General features: G+C 57.6%; 13 protein-coding genes. 7 read left to right on the forward strand and 6 right to left on the reverse strand.

Annotation, left to right across the window (positions count from 1 at the left end):
* Nucleotides 1–92 precede the first annotated feature (92 nt).
* Both HZB23_12155 and HZB23_12160 read right to left on the reverse strand, forming a co-directional pair.
* Entirely contained in the window at nt 93–2342 is a 2250-nt protein-coding gene (locus HZB23_12155; protein MBI5845407.1) for a dynamin family protein, read from the reverse strand.
* Nucleotides 2343–2468: 126 nt separating this feature from the next.
* On the reverse strand, nt 2469–4568 hold the full coding sequence (locus HZB23_12160) for an ABC transporter ATP-binding protein (GenBank protein ID MBI5845408.1): 2100 nt from the start codon (nt 4566–4568) through the stop codon (nt 2469–2471).
* Nucleotides 4569–4669: 101 nt separating this feature from the next.
* Here HZB23_12160 and moaA point away from each other — a divergent pair, with 101 nt between their 5' ends.
* Nucleotides 4670–5665: a GTP 3',8-cyclase MoaA gene (moaA, locus tag HZB23_12165; GenBank protein ID MBI5845409.1), complete on the forward strand. Its 996-nt coding sequence runs from the start codon at nt 4670–4672 to the stop codon at nt 5663–5665.
* A 125-nt stretch (nt 5666–5790) separates the two neighbouring features.
* Entirely contained in the window at nt 5791–6909 is a 1119-nt protein-coding gene (locus tag HZB23_12170) for a hypothetical protein (protein MBI5845410.1), read from the forward strand.
* Between the two features lie 112 nt (nt 6910–7021).
* Here the strand turns inward: HZB23_12170 and HZB23_12175 are convergent, their stop codons facing one another.
* Together HZB23_12175 and HZB23_12180 are read right to left on the reverse strand one after the other, a co-directional pair.
* On the reverse strand, nt 7022–8635 hold the full coding sequence (locus HZB23_12175) for a DUF3369 domain-containing protein (GenBank protein MBI5845411.1): 1614 nt from the start codon (nt 8633–8635) through the stop codon (nt 7022–7024).
* On the reverse strand, nt 8632–10638 hold the full coding sequence (locus HZB23_12180) for a PAS domain S-box protein (protein MBI5845412.1): 2007 nt from the start codon (nt 10636–10638) through the stop codon (nt 8632–8634). The genes HZB23_12175 and HZB23_12180 overlap by 4 nt, the downstream gene beginning before the upstream one ends.
* A 565-nt stretch (nt 10639–11203) precedes the next feature.
* Here HZB23_12180 and HZB23_12185 point away from each other — a divergent pair.
* Nucleotides 11204–12001: a transporter substrate-binding domain-containing protein gene (locus tag HZB23_12185; GenBank protein ID MBI5845413.1), complete on the forward strand. Its 798-nt coding sequence runs from the start codon at nt 11204–11206 to the stop codon at nt 11999–12001.
* A 559-nt stretch (nt 12002–12560) separates the two neighbouring features.
* Here HZB23_12185 and HZB23_12190 read toward each other — a convergent pair.
* The gene (locus HZB23_12190) at nt 12561–13454 is read right to left on the reverse strand and encodes an alpha/beta hydrolase (protein MBI5845414.1); all 894 of its coding nucleotides are present in this window, start codon (nt 13452–13454) and stop codon (nt 12561–12563) included.
* A 541-nt stretch (nt 13455–13995) separates the two neighbouring features.
* Here HZB23_12190 and HZB23_12195 point away from each other — a divergent pair.
* The 4 genes from HZB23_12195 to HZB23_12210 are packed head-to-tail and all read left to right on the forward strand — an operon-like array spanning nt 13996 to nt 17452.
* Complete coding sequence (locus HZB23_12195) at nt 13996–14463, forward strand: YfcE family phosphodiesterase (GenBank protein ID MBI5845415.1); 468 nt, start codon at nt 13996–13998, stop codon at nt 14461–14463.
* Nucleotides 14464–14495: 32 nt separating this feature from the next.
* Nucleotides 14496–15395 (forward strand): phosphoribosylaminoimidazolesuccinocarboxamide synthase, encoded by a 900-nt coding sequence (locus HZB23_12200; GenBank protein MBI5845416.1) that lies wholly within the window; start codon nt 14496–14498, stop codon nt 15393–15395.
* Nucleotides 15392–16348, forward strand: coding sequence for a ParB N-terminal domain-containing protein (locus tag HZB23_12205; protein ID MBI5845417.1), 957 nt, complete (start codon nt 15392–15394; stop codon nt 16346–16348). Before HZB23_12200 ends, HZB23_12205 begins: the two co-directional genes overlap by 4 nt.
* Entirely contained in the window at nt 16349–17452 is a 1104-nt protein-coding gene (locus HZB23_12210) for a DNA photolyase (protein ID MBI5845418.1), read from the forward strand. It begins immediately after the preceding gene.
* Between the two features lie 122 nt (nt 17453–17574).
* Here HZB23_12210 and HZB23_12215 read toward each other — a convergent pair whose 3' ends face one another.
* Nucleotides 17575–20130, reverse strand: a complete 2556-nt coding sequence (locus tag HZB23_12215; GenBank protein ID MBI5845419.1) for a penicillin acylase family protein — start codon at nt 20128–20130, stop codon at nt 17575–17577.
* Between the last annotated feature and the right edge of the window lie 107 nt (nt 20131–20237).

Below are 20237 nucleotides of genomic sequence, written 5' to 3' on the forward strand. Positions count from 1 at the left end.
AAGCGGGCGGCGGCGGAGCGTGCTTCATGCACGTGAGCACGACGCCCGCGCAGCGTGACACCGCAGATCGCGCTTTCAGGCCCTCCAGCGGCTTATAGGCTTCTTAAGACCATCGCTACTTGCTGATCCACCGCAGCAAGCTTCTGGGCCATGGCTTCCAGGTCGCGGGCCGCCTGATCCTTTATTGCCTGGGTTTCGCCCAAAAGCCCCTGGGTCGTGGACATGCCTTCCGCAAAGAACCTGAAGCCATCCGACAGATCGTTGAAAAGCGCGTCAGAGGCGGCTTCCATGATGGCGAAAAAATACTGGAACTTGAGATTCTCCCGGAAATCCAGGAACCTGTCCGATAGGCCCTTTTTGGTGTCCTTTTTCATGCGGGCCACGGCTTTCGCCAGAATCTTTACGGTCATGCGCCCGTCTTCCGGCTCCTCGATGCCGAAGGCCCGCTTGATGGCCAGAAGCATCCGCCCGAATCCGTGGACGGCCACGGCGGTGGCCCTTATTGATGCCGCGTACTGCATGGCAGCGGAAAGAGGCGGAAGGGCGAGGGAGCGGCCCTGCTTGATCCGGGCCACGTCAACGAGCGATTCCGGCATGGGATTCTCCACCGTGGCGGAAATTCCAAGGTTGTCGAAAACGGCGTTAGTGCGGCCCACGGTCCGGCTCACCAGGGATTGGTAGGACTGGCCGATGCGCCCCAGAACTGCGGCTATCTTTTCCTCCTCCTCCCTCACAAAGCCCACCAAAGACGGGTTGACGTTTTCCGCCATGTGCCGGTCGACCGCGTTTTTAAGGTCCGCGAAGGCCGCGTAGAGAATCGGCGAGATGGAGCCCGGTCGGCTGTCCGCCGGGTCTTCCTCCCTGGGAAGCCCCTGTTTCAGCACCTCCGGGACGTGATTGTCCACAAAGGCCCAGGTATCGGTCATAACCCTGCTGTAACGGGGATCGAAAAAGCGGTCCACGTCGTTCGCCACCTCGTTTCTTGCTCCGGCCACCGCGCCGCTTATGGTCTGGCGGATCATGGACCCGGCCTTTTCCATCAGGACCCCTTCCTGCTGAATCTGGGCCAGGTAGTCGGCGGCTGAGGCCTTGTCCCTTGATAGAAGGTCGCGGTGGATTTTCACCCACTGGCTGGCGTTGGCAACGTTGAAGGAAAGCCTCTGGGCGTGGCTTTTAAGCAGAAGGGCCGCCCGGTCGCGGGTGAGGCGGTCCCTGAAGGCGGTCTCAAAGCGGCTGGCCTCTTCCTCCGAAAAAGCCGAAAGCTCGGCGTCCGCCCGCCACTGGAGAAGCCTCGCCCGATCCTTTTCCGAAAGGTTTTCCTCCACCAGCCCGAAGAGTCTGTAAAGGGCGGAAAAGGCGAACACTGCGGGAGCGGGCTTGATAAGGGCTATTTCTCCAGCGGCCTTGTTTAAAAGCGCATAGAGCGAATCCAGGCTTTCGTGCTCGGAAAAATCCACGTTGATCACGAAAAAGATGTTGTCGCAAAGGCCCATGCGGGACAAGAGCGTAAGAAACCTTATGTCGGCGCGCCGAAGGCCAGTACGGCTTGAAACCACGTAAACAATGACCTGGGTCTTTAAAAGGTAGTCCTCGATCATGGTTAGATGGAGCGGGTTGGGCGAGTCGCTGCCCTGGCAGTCGGCCATTTCGACCTGGTCCTCCAGAAAGGGGGAGGGCAGGGTGACGCACACGTCCTTAAGGAACACGGCCAGGTTTTCATCACCCACGAAGAGCTTGTGGGCCGCGAAATTATCCCCCTCGAAAACATGGGTGGAGGCGTTTTCGCCCATGAAGTTTTGAACCCGGTCCCAGCCGGCCACGAAGGAGGATATCAGAACCGCCTCGGTGCTCCTGGTTCCGCCGGTTATGAGCGAGTCCTGGTCCAGGCGGGCCAGGGCCTTTTTCAGCTCCGCCCGGTCGCGTTCGCGCCTTATGTCGGGCTGCCCGCCTTCGGGCTGCCAGCCGCCCACCGGAAAGAGGTTCATGGCCAGCGAAAGCTCTTCGTTCACCTCGCCCGTCGACTTGAAATAAAGAACCGCCGAGAGCGCGTCGCCCTTTCGTATACGGGTGACTATTGAAGTCACCACCCCGGCTCCCCGGCGGAGAAAGTCCGCGCCGAAAAAGGCGTTGACGAAGGTGCTCTTGCCGCTTTTGATGGAGCCCACCACGGCCACCCGAAGGACCTCTTCGGACATCTGCCTGCGCATGACTTTAAGATCGGCCATGCTCTTTTCAAAGGGCTTCCCGGAAACCGACGGAATGGCCGAAACACCGCTGAATACCTCGGAAAGTCCGTCAAGGGCGTCAATCAGGCGCTGCCTGGTTATGCTGAAACCTTGCATCGTTTGTATTTGCTCGCTTCCATTAAAAAATAGAGTCGTGAAAACGTCATGTCGCAGACCTTGCGGCCCGGCACTTAATCGCACTTTTCATGCATGAAGTTCAAGCGCAATATGATCTGATCGGCCCTACTTTCCCTCCATGATCATCCTGAGGTTGGAATAAACTCCGCCCCTGTCCATAAGTTCCTGGTGGGTGCCGGTTTCTGCCACCCTTCCCCGCCTCATGACCACTATGAGGTCGGCGTTTTCTATGGTGGAAAGCCGGTGGGCCACAACAAGCATGGATCGCTTATGGGCCATGCGTGCAACGGCCTGCTGGATTTTCGCCTCTGTGGCCGGGTCCACGCTCGATGTGGCCTCGTCCAGGATCAGGATTTTCGGGTCTTGGAACAGGGCCCTTGCGAAGGACAGCAACTGGCGCTCGCCGCCCGATAGGTTCACCCCCCGCTCGGCTATGGGGGTGTCGGCCCCAAGGGGGAAGCGTCCCACGAAGTCCGCCCCTGAAAGGGCAAGGGCCTGGTCGAGGCCCGGCCCCCCTTCCTCGTCGCGCCCAAGGGTCACGTTCTCCCTTATGGTTCCCGAAAAAAGGAAAACGTCCTGGGACACCAGGGCCATGCTACGCCTCAAATGTTCCTGGTCCCAGTCTCTTAAGTCGATCCCGTCCACCATCACCCGGCCTTGCGCCGGATCGTAGAAGCGCTCCAGAAGATGGGCGCAGGTGGTCTTGCCGCTGCCCGTGCGTCCCACCAGGGCCGTCATGGTCCCCCTGGGGAGGGTGAACGACACGTCTTCGAGAACCTGCTTTCCCGGCGAGTAGGAAAACGAGACCTTGCGGAACTCCACCCCGCCCTCGACCTTTTCGGGCCTGGCCGGAACCAGGGCGTCGGGCAGGCGCTCGTTTGCGTCCATGAACTCGAAGATGCGCTCGGTGGAGGCCATTGCAAGCTGCATGATGTTGTATTTTTCGGACAGGTCCCGCAAGGGCGCGAAAAACATGCGAAGATAGGTGATGAAGGCCACCAGGGTTCCCAGGGAAAGCCGGGACTCCATCACCAGAAGGCCGCCGCGCCACACCAGAAGAGCCACGCCTGCCGAGGCCAGAAGCTCCATCACCGGCATGAAAAGGGCGAACACCTTTATCTGGCGCATGCCGGCCCGGTAGTTATCATCGTTGGCCTTGCCGAAGCGCTCCATCTGGGTTTTCTGGGCCGAGAAAAGCTGCACCGTGCGCATGGAGGAAAAGCGCTCCTGGCAAAAGGAGTTGATGCGGGAAACCGAGGAGCGAAGGTCCCGGAAAGCGTCGCGGGACATGGCCCCGAAGCCCAGGGCCAGGAAAAACACCAGGGGAATGAGGATGAAGCACAGAAGGGCGAGCCGCAGATCGAGCGCCAAAAGAACAGCCATGATGCCAAAAAGGATGAAGACGTCCTTGAATACCGTGACGATGACGCTCTTGAACATCTCGTTTAAGTTTTCCACGTCGTTGGTGACCCTGGTGGTGAGGCGGCCCACCGGGTGGCGGTCGAAGAACGAGGGGCTTTGGGCCTCCATTTTGTCGAAAAGCGCCATGCGCACGTCGGCCATTATGTTCTGGCCCGCGCGTTCCAGGAAATTGTATTCCAGATACCCAAGGCCGAACGACAGGGCCACGGCCAGAAGGACGAGGAGGGCCGTCAGGGCCGCGCCACGGGCGTCCGCGCTCCGCAAAATCCTGCGGTCCGCCTCCGTGAGGGCCGCCACAGCATCCTTTTGAACGCACACCGACCCGTCGGAAAGAACCAGGCCGCGCTTTAATAGCCTTTCCAGGATGTGCCGGTTTTCGGTTGTGCGCCTCACCCTGTGGAAGGACCGGCCCCCCTTGCCGAAGGCCCCGCCGGGCTTGGCCGCCAGCTCCGGCGCGGCCTTTGAGGCGTCGGATTTGAGCACTGCGGCGAATCGCCCGTCCGCCGAGCCGGTGCAGATTTTGGGGTGGTCCGCGAAAAATCTTTTGCCCGCCGGGGTGGCGAGGTCAAGGGCCAGCCAGTCTGCGGTTATGTAGCGGTCGATGGCGTAACGGGTGACATAGGGTACGGCAAGGGAAAGAAGGGTGCCCAAAACGCTCACCGTAAGGGCCAACGCGATGAAATTTTTATAGGGCCGGGCATAGGGCGCAAGCCGGGCCAGGAGTTTCAAGTTATAAGGCTTGCCAAGCCTGCCTTCTTCGCTGTATCCATAATCGTCGTGCATGGCGGCCCCAGGATATTCATGGAAAAAAAATCAACCGGACTTCCGTATCACATTTTTATCGCATCAAGACAGCTTAAAAGGACAGGTGAAAAGGACAACCGGTGGACGAGAATCCCCAATCCCCCAAAAAAGCCACAAGGGCCGTGACCTACCTTCGGGTTTCGGTCACCGACCGGTGCAACCTGCGCTGTTTTTACTGTCTGCCCGTGACCGGGCTTTCACACATGGATCACGGCGAAATACTCACCTACGAGGAAATTCTGCGGGTGATCCGGGTGGGCGTGGAAGCGGGCGTGGCCAAGGTGCGCATTACGGGCGGCGAGCCTTTGGTGCGCCGGGACGTGGTGGGGCTCGTTGACCGGGCCGCGAAAATTTCCGGCATAAGGGAGCTCTGCCTCACCACCAACGGCACCCGGCTCGATGAATTGGCCGCCCCCCTTTTCCGGGCGGGCTTAAACCGCCTCAACGTGAGCCTGGACAGCCTGGACCCGGAGACTTTCAAAACCATTACCCGTGGGGATTTTTTTGAAAGCGTGGTCTCCGGCATGAGGCAGGCGGAAGCGGCGGGCTTTTCACCCATCAAGATCAACACCGTGGTGATGGCTGGAATAAACGATCACGAGATAGGTGATCTTGCGGAGCTTTCCATGAAAGGCCCCTTCTGGGTGAGGTTCATCGAGTTCATGCCCATAATGGGCCAGGTTCCCTGGACCCCCCAGCGGGTGGTCACGGCGGCTGAAATGAAAAAGCGCCTGGAAGAGCGCTTCGGGCCGCTTTCCCCGTCTCCGGCAACCGGCATGGACAGCGGTCCCGCCGTCATGTACTCGCTTCCGGGAGCCATCGGGAAGGTGGGATTCATAGGGGCGGTTTCCGGGCATTTCTGCGATACCTGCAACAGGATGCGGCTCACCGCAGACGGCAAACTGAAGCCCTGCCTCTTCTCTAACCTTGAAGTGGACGTAAAGACCGCCCTCCGAAAAGGCTGCGACGATGCCGAACTCGCCGCGCTATTTGTCCACGCTGTTTCCATCAAGCCCGGCGGTCGCACCGAAAATCCGGACAGCAACCTACGACCCATGAGTGCAATAGGGGGATAGGACGCCCCCTATCCGCAGGGCGCGTGATTGGGGACGGCAGGTGGCTGATGTATGGCAGGACTTAAGATAACCAAGGGCAATTTTTAGGAGACGGCTCACTGGCCTGAGCCGGGAGGTTATCTACCATGAAGGCAGTATACTGTAAGAAGGACAACTTTTTGTCGGAAGAGGAAAAAAGTGTATTCGCAGCCCATCTTGATCAACAAAAACTATCCGATAATATATGGGATATCTTTGGCGAATGGGTTCTGTGGTCCACTCCCGGCACAAATTTTTTTTATTTGAAAGTATACGGGGATAGCGAGTTGATCGGGCTTGGCCTTTTTCTTAGGATAAAGCCGTTTGACCTCAGGGCTTCCTATTCCAAACTAAGAAAAAATGCCCTTTTGAATAATTTTGCATGGTGCCTTTCCAAGCTTACCAGAAACTGCGTTTATATATCTTTCCGCAACTTGATAACATCCAATCTCACCCGCCCGTTTTTTTTCAGGGAACCCGGCTTGGAAGACACGGTCATGAAGGCCATTTTAAATGAGCTTAAAAGCGAAAAAGACGCCGACATGGTCACGATAATCGACACGGCGGCAAACGACGCAATTTATGAAACGATGGGTTTTGAAAAATACGATTGTTCTTCCGAAGCCTACTTCGACGTGAGCAGATATAACGACATATCCGACTATCTTAGAGAGCATCGGAGCCTAAAAAAGAACCTGGCGCGCGGAACAAATCCGGCAACCACCGAAATCAAGCCCGGCCCGCTTACTCCGCTTGAGAAAGAGCAAATGTTGGCCTGCGTTGAATGCTCCGTCGACCATAGCAAGGTCAGCAGTCCATGCCAGAAATTCTTCGAGGAAAACATTTTTAAAACCCTTGTCTTCGATTCCAGCGAATACGTTCATATTTTGATACGCATGGACTGCATAATTATCGGGTTCCATACTTTCCAGGTCTGCGGATCTCATTTGGGCGGAGTCCTGGGAGGGTTCAACCGGAAATATTCCCAAAAAAGCTTTGCCTATGAAAAAGTGATTGTAGGTTCTCTCGATTACGCCATTAAAAATGGAATCAGCCAAGTTCACTACAGCATCATCGACAATTATACAAAGCTGCGCCTTGTCGAGTCCCGCGAGCCGTGTGGCCTTTATTTTTTTTCGGGTAATCCTTTGAATCGAATGGTTTTTAAGCACACCTACAAATTCAATGATATCAATGAACTTTCCATGTTGGAAAAGGGAACCTGATTTCCCGCGATTATGGGTCAACGCTTTTCACGGTCGGCCCAGGCAAAGACTTCCATTGCGCAAATCATATAGGGGAGTTTTTTCATGAGACCCATGCCAACAGCCCGCGCTATCAGACCTCCTGGCTCCACTCCGGGGGAAGATCGGGCTGCTCGATTACCTGATCGGGATATTTATGATTTATGGCCAGGAAATCATCCAGGTTTTCCAGGAATACGTCCACCAGGGCCGGGTCGAAATACTTACCCCGTTCTTCCTTTATTCTTTCAACCACCCGGTCTGTTTCCCAGGCGCTTTTGTATATGCGGTTGTGGGTTAAGGCGTCGAACACGTCCGCAAGGGCGGTGATGCGACCGAAGATGTGGATTTCCTCGCCCGCAAGGCCGCGCGGGTAGCCGCGCCCGTCCCAGTGTTCGTGGTGTTCCAGGGCCACCAGGGCGGCGGTTTTGCCTATTTCCCTTGTTGATTTTGAAAGTATGCCGTGGCCGATGCTGGTGTGGGCCTTTATGATCTCGAATTCCTCTTTCGAGAGGTTGCCGGGCTTTAAAAGGATGGAGTCGGCCACACCAACCTTGCCCAGGTCGTGCATGGGGGAGGCCATGCGCAAAAGCGAGGCCTGTTGTTCGGAAAGCCCGGCCTTGCAGGCCAGGAGGTAGGACGCCTCTGCCACGCGCCTTACGTGGTTGCCGGCCTCCTGGCTCCGGTTTTCCAGAACCTCGCCCAGGGTCATTATCATTTCTTTTTGGGTGTCCACCAACTCCCTTTGAAGGTAGATGTTTTCAAAGGCTATGCCCACGTTGGTGGAGAAAATCCGTACAAGGTCGCGGTCCAGGTCGGTCAAATGGCGGCAGCCCCTTACGTACAGCAGGTTCCTGGCACCTGAGGATGTGGGGAAATAGCCGACGTAGGCGTCGTCGATGTAGAGGCTTTTCTCTTCGTTCAAGGCGTGGGACAGGTGGGTCATGACGTCAGGGGGCAGGACCCCTTCTATCTGCTTGTCTATTGCGTGCTCGAAACGCCCGGTGGCGGCCAGTATCCGAAACTCGCCCTTGTGCTGGCTGGCGGTGAAGCCCGACGCCTCTATGTAAACCGAGCTTTCGTCCATGCGAAGTATCGACAGAAGCTGGGTGAGCGCGCCCTTGGCGAATTTTCTGAGGGACTGGGCCTCGAAAAGGCAGGCCGAGGAGGCGATGATCTGTTCCAGGCCCCGGCGGTTCTTTTCGATTATGCGAAGGTCTCGGTAGGCGCGAAGGGCGGCGGTGACGGTGGTGAAGAGCTTCTGGGCCGTGAGCTCGGTTTTTTCCTTGTAGTCGTTTATGTCGTAGCGGGCTATGACCTCCCGTTCCGGGGCCTTTCCGGGCTGGCCTGTTCGAAGGACTATGCGCACGAAGTCGTTTTTGAGCTCGGTGCGGATTTGCCTCGCCAGCGCAAGGCCCGAATCGTCGGTTTCCATCACCACGTCCAGAAGTATTATGGCGGTGTCCGGGTTGTCGATGAGAAGCTTTTTCGCCTCCGCTCCGCTGTAAGCCGAGAGGAATTCCAGGGACGCGCCCTCGAAGGAGTAGTCGGCCAGCACCATGCGGGTGATGTTGTGCACGTCCGGCTCGTCATCGGCGATGATGATTTTCCACTGCCACCCTGCGGTGTCGTGAACCGGTTCCGCGCATGTTTCCTCCGCAAAGAGGAGCCTGTCTTCTGTGTGTGCGGGCTTGATGGTCTCGGTCATGATCCTCCCCCCTGCTGCATCGGGATCAAAATGGAAAAAACCACGCCGTTTCCGGGGGTGGATGCGGCGGCGATTTTTCCCCCAAGTTTCTGTGTGACGAGGTTGTAGACTATGTGCATTCCAAGGCCGGTGCCGCCCTGGGCCCGGCGGGTGGTGTAGAAGGGCACGAACAGGTTTTTCAGGGTTTCCTTGTCCATGCCCTTTCCGTTATCCATGTAACGGAGCATGAGGTTGTTCCGGTAAACCGTGACATCCATGCGGATATTCCCCTTTGCCACGCCCTCGAAGCCGTGGATGAGGCTGTTTACCACGAGATTCGTGATTATCTGGGACACCGCTCCGGGATAGGAGTCGATTTCCAGGTTCTCCGGGCAGTTCACCGTTATGGTGTGGCCGGTGCGTTTGTACTTGGGCCGCAGCGACAAAAGCACCTCCTCCATGTATTTTTTGAGGAAGAACCGGCGGCGCTCCTCGGTGGACTGGTCAACGGCCACCTGCTTGAAGCTCTTTATAAGGTCTGCGGCCCGCTTCAGGTTGGTGAGTATTGTGGCCGTGGCCTCCCCGGCGGTGGCCAGGTATTTTTCCAGGTCCGACTGGCGAACCGACTTTTCTTCCATTTTTTTTGTAATATGGGCGGTGCGCTCCTCCAGAAAGGAGGCCGCCGTCACGCCTATTCCCACGGGGGTGTTGATTTCGTGGGCGACGCCGGCCACCAGGTCTCCGAGGGCGGCCATTTTTTCGGATTGAACCAGCTGGACCTGTGCCCGCCTCAAGGTTCCAAGGGATTCCTGGAGCGCGGAGTTGGCCTGCTGAAGCTGGCGGGTCCGTTCAAGGACCCGGTGCTCCAACTGGGCGTTCAAACGCCTGATTTTCTCTTCCGAGAGCTTCCGTTCGGTGATGTCGGAAACCATGGAGAAGGAGCCGGACACGCCCTGGATGTCGAACAGGGGCGCGCTTTTCACCAGGCAGTCCACCTCGGAGCTGTCGGGCCGCAAAAAGGCGAGTTCAAAGGAGTTTTTCTCGCCCTTGTTGATCCACTCCATCTCCTTCATGAGCACGTTGGCGTTTTCGCCGTCCAGGAAATCGAACAGGCTTTTTCCCAGGACCGTTTCCTTGGGCCTTCCCAGGATGTTGCACATTTCGGGGTTCACATCGTTTATTTGGGCAGAAACGTCAAGCTCGAAAAAACCCTCGTTGGCGGTTTCCAGGAGCATGTGGACCCGCTGCTCGTTTTCCAGGGACTTTTTTTCCACCGCCCGGTGGCGCTCGATCTCCTCCTCCATGCGGCGGTTGATTTCGGAGAGGTACTCCTCACGGTCCCTAACCTGCCTCACCATGTGGCGGAACCGGTCGATTATGGTGACGAACTCCTTCTGGCCGGTCTCTCCGAAATTATAATCGTAGTCGCCCCGCGCTATGCGCTCTATACCCCAGACAAAGGCGGCTATGGGGCGCTTGACGTAGGATTTCAGCATCAGCCTGCTCATTCCCAAAAGGGCCAGGACGATGACGGTCATGGAAAAGAGGCTGGTGTACAGAAGACGCCGGTTGTGCTCCTTGGCCGGCCTGCGGGTGAGCCCTATTTCCAGGAATCCGATGGGGCGGCCCTGGCGCAGGATGGTCTTTTTTTTTAGTATGAGGTCCTTTTCATCCGGGTTGTCCCTGGAAAAGAGGACCCGCCCGCTTTCCTCCACCACCCTCAAAAGCGCCACCACCTCGTTTCCCGAATAGGCCTGGGCGATCATGGTTATGGTGGTTTCGTCCAGGTTCCACAGAGGCAGTTCAAGGCTTTTCGAAAGGTAGGAGAGATATTCCCCGGCCTGTTTTTCCATCTCCTCGTCGGAGCGCTGGAGAAGGAAGAAATAATTGAACAGCATGGCCACCATGGACACGCCCACCACCAGCATCACAAGGCCTGCGGTGAGGTCCCGGACTATGGAGCGGCCCTGCCTCTTGGGCGAGGGCTTGGGGGACTCTGAGACTGACGGTCCTTTTTGCTCCATTGGCGGCCAATTCGTTGTTAAGCGGCGCATGGTTCTTTTCCTTTTTCAAGGAAAGCCCGATGCGGGAAGAAGCGCCCCGATTATCCTCCGCCATTTTTTTCCTAAAGCGGAGAATGGAAATGAATAGCGCTCCTCGTAATAAATTATGAGGATCCAAATCGTCCTGGCCCGGCAGGCGCGGGCGGCTGCCGAAAGGGCGGGTTGGCGTGCGGCTGAAAGGCCGTTTGCCCGGCCGCCCGGAACAGATGGAAAGAAGTCTCAATGCACCCTATTATATTGGATTGAGAAGAAAAAGTAAATCTACATTACGTCTCCGCCGGAGCCGCTTTCAATATTACCGGGAGTGCAATTAATTTTCATTTTTCGTTTTCCCGAAAATGGCGGGGGAAAAAGACAGGAGTATTTCTTCCCTTTGCCGGATTCCTTAAAAAATGGAAACAGCCCCTAATATCCCTGGCCTCCGGTTGAAACGGGCCGGGTTCATTTTCCCTATGCGAATTCCGTTGCACAGATCGGAAGCTGCGGATAAAATGAGCCCACAGGCAAAATCGGAGGATATCATCCCATGAAGAAACGACTCGCCGTCCTTTTTCTTGTCGCAATGTTTACGCTTCCGTTCGATTCGGTTTTCGCCGGGCAGGCATCAATCACCCTCGCCTGCGAGGACCGGGAGAATTTCCCCTTTGTTCTTGGCGAGGGCTCCGACCTTAAAGCCGAAAATCCGGGCCTTTCGGTGGAGGTGCTGCGGCTGGCGGCGGCCCGGCTTAAGATTTCGGTGAATTTTACCCGCCTTCCCTGGAACCGGGGCAAAAACGCTCTGCGTTACGGAAAGGTGGACGGCCTTTTCAATACCGGCTACACCCCGGAGGACAGGAGCATCGGCGTTTTCCCCATGCGGGCCGGGTTGCCTGACGACAGCCGCCGCATGGCGACGGTCCCCTTTTCCATCTACACCCTGAAGGATTCGGGCCTTACCTGGGACGGGGGCTATTTCAACCGCAAAAACCTCCGGGTGAGCGTTCCCATGGGCTTTTGCGTGGTTTCCGAGCTTCGGCGCATGGGCCTTTCTGTGGAGGAAAGCCCCGGCGTTTCCAACTGTTTCAGGAAACTTGCGTACAAGCGGGTTGACGCCGTGGTGGCTCCCGGAACCACCGGGGATCACCTGACCGAATCCGGCAGGGCCGAGTTCTCCCAAGTTATCCGCCTGGAAAAACCCCTGAACGTCCAGCCCTTTTACCTTATCTTCTCCCACCAGTTCTACAGCCGGAACCGCGACCTCGCCGAACTGATCTGGGACACGGTGGCCGAGCTGCGCGAGTCGGTGGCCATGAAGGACCTGGAAAAAAAGTACGCCGGGCTGTAAATGACGGGATGCCCGCACTCGCCGGAAAACCTGTCCTTCCTCAACCGGGCGGGAGATACGATCCCTGCTTCCTATCGTTCCTGTTATGGCGCTAACTATTCGCAGCTTTTTGATGCAGGCAAAACGTAGCCAGAAAAGCCTCGCACTCCGTCATTCAGGCGTTTCGCCGGAATCCAGTTTTTGCCTTGAGCCCCGTTTTTCTGGACCCCGGCGTAACGCCTGCGTGACGACTCGAAGCTGCGAATTATTAAGAGCCATGTTTCCCGTAGATATGGCAACGTACAGCATGATATCCATTGTAGGTTGGGAATCCGCGCCACGATTTGCCTTGTTCCGTCTTTTCCCGCCCGTAAACCGAAGGCTTGTCCAGGGGGTCTGAGATCGATGGGATGCAAGGAAGGCTGGGGCGGGCGGGGAGGAATAGTACAAAAGGTACATGACGAGCCGCCCGCCCCGGTCTGACACAGCAGCCCGCGCTCTCAGGCCTCCTGGGAAAAGCAAGACGGGGCGCTCCCGTTCGGAAGCGCCCCGCATTCTTACTTCTTGGCCATCCGGTCGATTAGAGGCTGCGGGCCTTCAGATCCTTGACTATGCTCACGTAGAAGGCCGGAGCGTTGAAGCCGGGGGTGAGGCCGAAGAGATGACCCACCATGCCCATGTGATCCACGCCGGGGCTGTACCATGCCGCCGCCTGCTCGCCGCGATAGTTGCCCCACTTGGCGCTTTCCACACCCACGATTCCGTCGTTGGCGCCTTCGTAGGCCAGCATGATGAGCCAGAGGGGCTCAAGCACGATGCTGGGGGTGGACCACTTAACCTTGGCGGCCCAGCTCTGATAGTAGACGCCGGCCACGTTGGGGGTGTTGGGGTTGAAGGTCTTTGTCATGTAGTCGCGGGTTACGTCAAAGCAGTTCTGGGTGAAGTTGGGGTCGGTGTCGCCCATCACGAAGACGTAGAGCCAGTCGATGACGCTGCCTGCCAGGGCCTGGATGGGGCCGGGGATTCCGTATGCCAGGATGTCGCCCAGGGCGCTTCCCTTGTGGGGGCCGGAAAGGCTGGTGAGGCTGGCCACCTTGGTGCCAAGGCCTAAGTTGGTTATCGCGTAGCGGGTGTAAACCGTGCCGTGGGAGTGGCCGATTATGTTGGCCTTGGCCTTGCCGGTCACGGCCAGGATCTGCAGGAACTGGGTTTTGAAGGACTTGGCCTTGTTGACCGTTCCGTCCATTGCGTTCACCGAGGTGATGTAGACGCTTGCGCCTTCATCTTCCAGGGCGTCGGGGATTCCCCACCAGTAATCCACAAGGCCGATTATCTTGGCGCTGGCGAACATGCCGTGAGCGAGCACTATCGGGTACTTGGTCTTGCAAGCCGTGGAAGCGCTGCCTCCGGCCAGGGCGAGTGCGGGAAGGACCAGGATGAGGACTGCGAGGCTTACGAGAACTTTCGCTTTCATGACTTTCTCCTTGGGGGTGGTTGGGTGGTGAAAAGTTCGTTCGCTATGTTGGGTAAACTTGTAACAAAATTTCCCGGTCCGTGCCAATCGGTGAACAGTTGGGTTTTGGCATGGTTTTATAGGCGTCCCCGCCCACCCCTTGGTACTACTGCCCGGAACGCCCCACGTCGGCCATATTAATACCCAGGTATTAAATTACCTCGATGATCGGCCCGGAAACCCGCGTTTTACGGGCATGAGGCATTTTTACCCACGGCCATTCATTAATACCATTAATACCCAAAAACGTGATTCCGGGTCTTGGGCAATCAGTCTCATGCCGAAAATTTCCCGCCATACTTTTCGTCCTTTTGGAGACTTTGTTCGAGGATTGTTGACTTGGGGCCGGGGGCAGGCTAAAATTTGAATGGAATATGACGCAGCTCTTGTGGCCTATATTCCATTATAAATATTTTATCCAACAGTTTCGGCCAGTTCCGTCCTCAGCCCTTAAAATGGATTATGAGGATTTCTTCAGCCTCTGCTTCCGGGGGATTAGAAAATGATAAAGATCGGAGTGGTTTCCGATACCCATATAATGGCCCCGACCCGCGATTTGGCCCGTCTCGTGGAGCAGGGAGGGGCTTTTCACGCCTGCGAAATGGTTCTGCACTGCGGCGACATCACAAGCCTTACAGTCCTGGAGGCCTTTTATCCCAAGCGCGTGATCGCGGTGAAAGGCAACATGGACGGGATAAACGCGCCCCTGAAGGCCAAGGAAATCGTAAGAGTGCTCGAATTTTCCATCGGCCTCATCCACGGCTGGGGTTCCAGGGTCGATCTTGAATCGCGCCTCATACCTGAGTTTGAGGGGATTGACGTCCTGTGCTACGGCCACACCCATACCCCGGCCAATTACATTCGTGACGGAATCCTCATGTTCAATCCAGGCTCCTTCATGGACAGGAGCGTGGGCGTGCTTACCATAGGCGGGGAACACGGCGTGACGGGCCGGATAATCGCCGTTTGATCTATAATTCCAACCAGAGGGACCGTGACCACATGCGCCAGGCTGTTTTTGAAACCGATTTTCCGGCTCTCCCGGCCCCCAAACGGGGCAAGGTGAGGGACATGTATGATTTGGGCGATGCGTTCCTCATGGTGGCCACGGACAGGCTTTCGGCCTTCGACGTGGTGATGCCGGACCCCATAGCCGACAAGGGAAAGGTGCTGACCCAGATTTCCCTTTTCTGGTTTACGGTCATGGAGCCCATTATCGGCAACCACGTGATAACGGCGGATGTGGAAAAATACCCGGCGTCCTGCGCCCAGTACGCCGAAGTGCTCAAAGGCCGCAGCATCCTGGTGAAAAAGGTGAGGCCGCTTCCCATCGAGTGCGTGGTGAGGGGCTACCTTTCGGGATCGGGCTGGAGCTCATACCAAAAGACCAGAAGCGTGTGCGGAATAAATCTGCCGGAAGGGCTCAAAGAGTCCGAAAAACTCCCACAAACGCTCTTTACGCCCACAACAAAGGCCGAGCAGGGCCTGCACGACGAAAATATCACCTTTGAGGCCGCCTGCGAGCTTCTGGGCCGGGAAAAGGCGCGGGCCGTGCGGGACCTGTCTTTGGCGGTCTACGAGCGCGGCGCTAAACTGGCCCTGGAAAAGGGAATCATAATCGCCGACACCAAGTTCGAGTTCGGCGAGACCGGTTCGGGCGAGATCATTCTTATTGACGAGGTCCTCACCCCGGACTCCTCGCGGTTCTGGCCTCTTGAGAGCTACGAGCCGGGCAAATCACAGGATTCCTTCGACAAGCAGTACGCAAGGGACTACTTAACCGGCATAGGCTGGAACAAGAAGCCGCCGGCCCCCAAGCTTCCGGAAGAAGTCCTCGAAAAAACGCGGGAAAAGTACATCCAGGCCTTAACGCTTCTTTCGGGCAGGGGCTTGGCCGAGTGACCGGCCTTGTTTCCAAGACCATCAGCCTTTCTGTAATTGACCCGGAGGACCTCTGCTTCCGGTTCAGCACCGAAAGGGACGACGCGGGCCTTCTCGAATCCATCAGAAGATCGGGCATTCTCTCGCCGGTGGTTTTGCAGGAAAGGGAGGACGGGCGCTTTCGGATCGTTTCGGGCTTTCGGCGGGTGTCCGCCTGTGCAAGGCTTGGAATGGACAGGGTTTCCGCCCTGGTGGCCGGGCCTGACGCGGATTTTGATGACCTCGCCTTTCTGGCCGCGAGTGAAAACGCCTCACAGCGCCCCCTTAATATAATGGAGCAGGCCCGTTGTGTGGCTCTTCTGGGGCGCGGCCTACCCTTTACCGAGAGGGCGGGGCTCATAAAGGCCGCCATCGGCCTGACGGCAGGCCCGCGCCACCTTGAACAGCTCGAAAGCCTGTGCAATCTTCCGGGCTTCATTCGTGACGCCCTGGAAAAAGGAGCCCTTCCGCTGGCCACCGCCATTCAACTGGGCGATTTTGACCCAAAGTGCGCGTTTTCGCTCACCCGGCTTTTTTCGGAACTCAAGCTGTCCCTCTCCAAGCAGAGGGAAATCCTGGAAGCCCTTGGCGACATCGCGGGCAGGGACGGAATCACCGTGGCGGAAGTTCTGGCCCTGCCGGAAGTTGCCGGAACATGGGAGAACGAGCAGGATCGGGGCCTTGCGGCGGGGCGGCTTCGTGAAAAACTGAAGTCCATGCGCTTTCCGAATCTTACGGAAGCGGAAAACCGATTAAGGGAAGACATCCGCGCCCTGAAACTTCCCGAAGGAGTTTTCTGGGAGCCCCCGGCCTTTTTCGAGGCGGATACCCACACCCTGAGGATCGCCGTCAAGAGCGCCGCCGACCTCGAAAAATTGAGGGGCCTCGCGGACGCCATCCTTCAAAATCCAGCCATTACCGGGATTTTCCCCTGAATGTTCGATAGAATCTACCTGTACCGGGAGGCCGCCGATTATCCCGCAGCCCGCGCCATCCTGGCCCGCCTTCCAAACGTGCCGGTGAGCGTGGTTGACGGCCCTGACGAGGCATTCCGCCGGGTTGAAGGCGCACCCGACCCTGTTTCCGAGGGGAAGAGAATTCTTTGCCTTGCCGTGAACCGGGGCCGTTTCGTGCGCCCCTGCCCCGGAACCCGAAACTACCACTGCTGCGGCTATCGCATAATCCACATCGGCGCGTTCTGCACCATGGACTGCGCCTACTGCATCCTGCAAGCCTATTTCCATCCTGCCGTACTCACCTTTTTCGTGAACCACGACGAGCTTTTCTCCCAACTGGACAGAGTTTTGACGGAAAAGGACCCGGAAGCAAGGCGCATGGGCACCGGCGAATTCACCGACAGCCTCATCTGGGAGGGCCTCACGGACCTCAACCAGCGGCTGGTCACGCGCTTCGGAGAGCAGGACCACGCCATCCTTGAGCTCAAATCCAAATCTGTAAACATCGATGGGCTATTGGACCTGCCCCACAACCGGAAAACCGTAATCGCCTTTTCGGTGAACACCAGGGCGGTGATGAGGGAAAACGAGCGGGGGACATCGTCATTGGAAGCGCGCCTCACGGCCGCCAGCCGTTGCGAAAAGGCCGGGTACCCTCTGGCCTTTCATTTCGACCCAATGGTGATCTATCCGGGCTGCGAGGCGGAATATAAAGAGGTGGTGCGGGAGATTTTTCGCCACGTGTCGCCCGAAAACGTGGTTTACATAAGCCTTGGGGCCTTCCGTTTCATGCCGGAGCTTAAAAACATCATAAAGAGGCGCTTTCCGGGCTCAAAAATACCCTTCGGCGAGTTCATAACCGGGCTCGACAACAAGATGCGCTATTTCAAGCCCCTCAGAATGGCTCTTTTTTCGGAAGTGGCGGAGGAACTGTGCCGGACAGCCCCGTGCGTCACGGCCTACTTCTGCATGGAGGATGACGCGGTGTGGCGGGCCGCCTTCGGCTTCACCCCGGATGAAAGAGGGGGCCTCCCTGCCATGCTGGACGATGCGGCCAAAAGGGTGTGCGGGATAGTGGGTTGAATGTATGCGGGCTTTCCTGGGCGCGCGGGCGTCGCCCGCTTTTGCCGTAAATAGCGGGCAAGATGCCCGCGCTCCCAGGAAAAGATTCTTTATAGCGTGATTTTTGCCAAGATGCACACCAGCTAATATTTGGGAACGAGGCGCAATATGCTTGTGTAGGCCGCGTCCTGGAGCTTCTTGTCAAAGGGCATGTTGGTGTACCGGCGGAAACGCCACGCCTTGACGCCGTCCTCGTAGTGGGGGCTCGCGGGGTTGCCGGACTGGCCCGTGCTGTTCATTATAAAGAGAGGCTCCGGCCTTGAAAAATCCACCACCATGCGCATTTCGGGTATGTAGAGGGTGTCGAAATCAAGGCCGACCCTGTAGCCCGAAACGTTCAAGGTGTTGCAGTCGCCGCCCGCAGGAAACGGACCCACGTTGAAGTAGCCCGAAAGCGCGCGCATCCCCATGCGCTTTCCCATATCCATGTTCCGGGCCATCTTGCTGCCCTCGGTCTCGAAATAATAGGTGTGGAGCCTTCCCCATTTCCACTCGTTCCTGTCCGCCCCCAGCCTTTGCTCCAGAAACTCCACGGCTTCCGCAAGGCTTTTTGCCAGAACCTGCGCCTTGGTTTCCTTTTCCGGGGTGCCGATGTCGTCGAAAAAGGGGCTTTCGTCCCCGCGCACCAGAAGATGATCCTCCTGGGCGCTGTAACTGGCATCCCCAAGGGCCAGAAACGAGTGCCACATGGCCGAGTCCGCAGGCCCAAGCTCGTCCGAAAAGGTGTTTAGGGTGAAACAGTGGTAAAAGGCCCCGAAAAGCGCCGCATTCGCCTCGTCAGCCCCCATGTCGCCGGTGTGTACCCTGAATTTCGCAAGGGCCTCCCTGGCCCGGCTTTTCTGCTGGTTGTTGGACCATCCGCCTATTTCGCGCATTATCTCGTCTGTTTGGTCCGAGTTGAAAAGAACGCGCTGTAGCTTGGGAATGAGGTTCGATACCTGATCGTACTGAAGGTCGAAGGATTTTTCGGCGGTGTGGGCCCTGTCCTTCGCAAGGACCTTGCCTATCCTCTGGACCCGTTCGGGCGAAAACCAGGAGGAGGAGAGCAGGGGCCCCGGTCCGGGCTCAGCCGCGCGGGCGTTTGCTGTGGCCAGAAAGCCCGCATCGGGATTGATGGAATAGGGCAGGGCCTCGTTGGGCACGAACCCGGTCCAGTCGTATTCGCCGGTCCAGCCCGGAGAGGGCGCGAGCCCCTGGCCCTTTTTGCGCACCGGATAGATGCCCGTGACCTGCCAGGCTATGTTGTCGCGGTCCCCGTAAACCATGTTCAGGGCCATTGAGCTTACGTTGCTTATGGCGGTTTTCGCCTCCGCCATGGTCTTGGCCCGGCCAAGGCTGAAAAAACCGTCGAAGGTGGCGTCCGTGGGCGACTGGGCCCATGAAAGGGCCACGGCGTAAGACGTGGTGAGCTGTTCGGGAACCAGGACCATCTTGGAAGGGCCTCTAAGGGCCTGGTTGAGTATCGGGCCGTGAAGGGTCTCGTGAATCACGCGGGTTACCGTTTTTCCGCCCTTTACGTGGAAAACCTCGGTGCGCTCCTTTGCGGGGACCCACTGCCCCTTGTAAAGGTAGCAGGTCTTGCCGTCCACCACGGACAGCTTTTCAAGGAAAAGGTCCTGGTTGTCGGCCATGACCATTGTCATGCCCCAGGCAAGATGCCCGTTGTAGCCCGCAACCACCCCCGGAAGCCCGGCGGCGGAAATTCCTGCAGCGTCGTAGAGACCTTTGCAGCGGATGTGGACCAGTTTCCACAGGCTTGGCAGAGACACGTTGAGATGGGTGTCGTTGGCCACGATGGAGGCCCCTGAGGCCGTGCGGTCCTTGTAAACCGCCCAGTTGTTGGATGCGGCGATTCCCAGGGATTTTATGGACGTGATGGCCCGGCGCATGGATTCGGCCTGTTCCGCAGCTTCGGCCAGGCCCGGCCCCATGAGCCCGGCCAGTTTTTCGGCCTCGGAAAAACGAAGGGGCTCGTCGGGATAGACCGGAACCAGCCACGCTGCCTTTTGGGGGCCGATTTTCTGCGCCACGTTCAGAAAGGCGATTTCCTCGCCAAGGTTTGTGGCAAGGCCCAGATTCATGATGTAGAACACGTAAAGGCAGTCGATGGGCCGCCAGGGATCGGGCTTGTAGCCGGAAAGGGAAAGATCGGGCGGAAGTTTTTTCGCGGTCCAGAGATAGGCGTTCACCCCACGGCTGTAGGCCGAAAGTATCTGCCGTAAATACGGGCTGGCGTTGTCCAGCGCCGTCTGCGCCCGCTCCTTGAGGTTTAAGGTCCTCATGAAAAGGTCGATTTCAAGGGTTTCCCTGCCTGCCATCTCGCTTAAGCGGCCCTGGGCGGTGAGGGAGTTTCCCACCATCTGGGCGAGCCTGTCCGAAGCATCTGCGTAACCGTTGGCGAAAACGCAGTCGGTGATGGTGTCCGCCTCGATCAGGGGAATTCCCATTGAGTCGCGCTTTATGGTGGCGCCTTTTTCCATTCCGGGCAGGGTGACCTCACCCGTCTGGGGGCCAAGGCTCGGCTCGTAGGTGGCTGTAAGAAAGCCATGACAACCGGTGAGGGTGAAAAGGAAAAGCGATGCCGCAACGGCTATGAGCCCGGAACGGACGCGGGAAGGCCTGAGATTGTCTCGATTCATGTGTGATAGCGCCCCTTTGATTTTGGCGGCATTATAAGGGCATGGAAGCCCTTACGTCAAGCAAGGGGGACTTTCGGCTCCCTTTGTCAGGCCCCTGCCATGAGAGA

It is taken from the genome of Deltaproteobacteria bacterium, assembly GCA_016235345.1.
GTDB lineage: Bacteria > Desulfobacterota > Desulfobacteria > Desulfobacterales > Desulfatibacillaceae > JACRLG01.

Bases quoted from the DNA above. Each gene is read 5' to 3' on its own strand.
- HZB23_12155 (MBI5845407.1), bottom strand. From the start codon at position 2,342: ATGCAAGGTTTCAGCATAACCAGGCAGCGCCTGATTGACGCCCTTGAC.
- HZB23_12160 (MBI5845408.1), bottom strand. From the start codon at position 4,568: ATGCACGACGATTATGGATACAGCGAAGAAGGCAGGCTTGGCAAGCCT.
- HZB23_12170 (MBI5845410.1), top strand. From the start codon at position 5,791: ATGAAGGCAGTATACTGTAAGAAGGACAACTTTTTGTCGGAAGAGGAA.
- HZB23_12175 (MBI5845411.1), bottom strand. From the start codon at position 8,635: ATGACCGAGACCATCAAGCCCGCACACACAGAAGACAGGCTCCTCTTT.
- HZB23_12180 (MBI5845412.1), bottom strand. From the start codon at position 10,638: ATGGAGCAAAAAGGACCGTCAGTCTCAGAGTCCCCCAAGCCCTCGCCC.
- HZB23_12185 (MBI5845413.1), top strand. From the start codon at position 11,204: ATGAAGAAACGACTCGCCGTCCTTTTTCTTGTCGCAATGTTTACGCTT.
- HZB23_12190 (MBI5845414.1), bottom strand. From the start codon at position 13,454: ATGAAAGCGAAAGTTCTCGTAAGCCTCGCAGTCCTCATCCTGGTCCTT.
- HZB23_12195 (MBI5845415.1), top strand. From the start codon at position 13,996: ATGATAAAGATCGGAGTGGTTTCCGATACCCATATAATGGCCCCGACC.
- HZB23_12200 (MBI5845416.1), top strand. From the start codon at position 14,496: ATGCGCCAGGCTGTTTTTGAAACCGATTTTCCGGCTCTCCCGGCCCCC.
- HZB23_12210 (MBI5845418.1), top strand. From the start codon at position 16,349: ATGTTCGATAGAATCTACCTGTACCGGGAGGCCGCCGATTATCCCGCA.
- HZB23_12215 (MBI5845419.1), bottom strand. From the start codon at position 20,130: ATGAATCGAGACAATCTCAGGCCTTCCCGCGTCCGTTCCGGGCTCATA.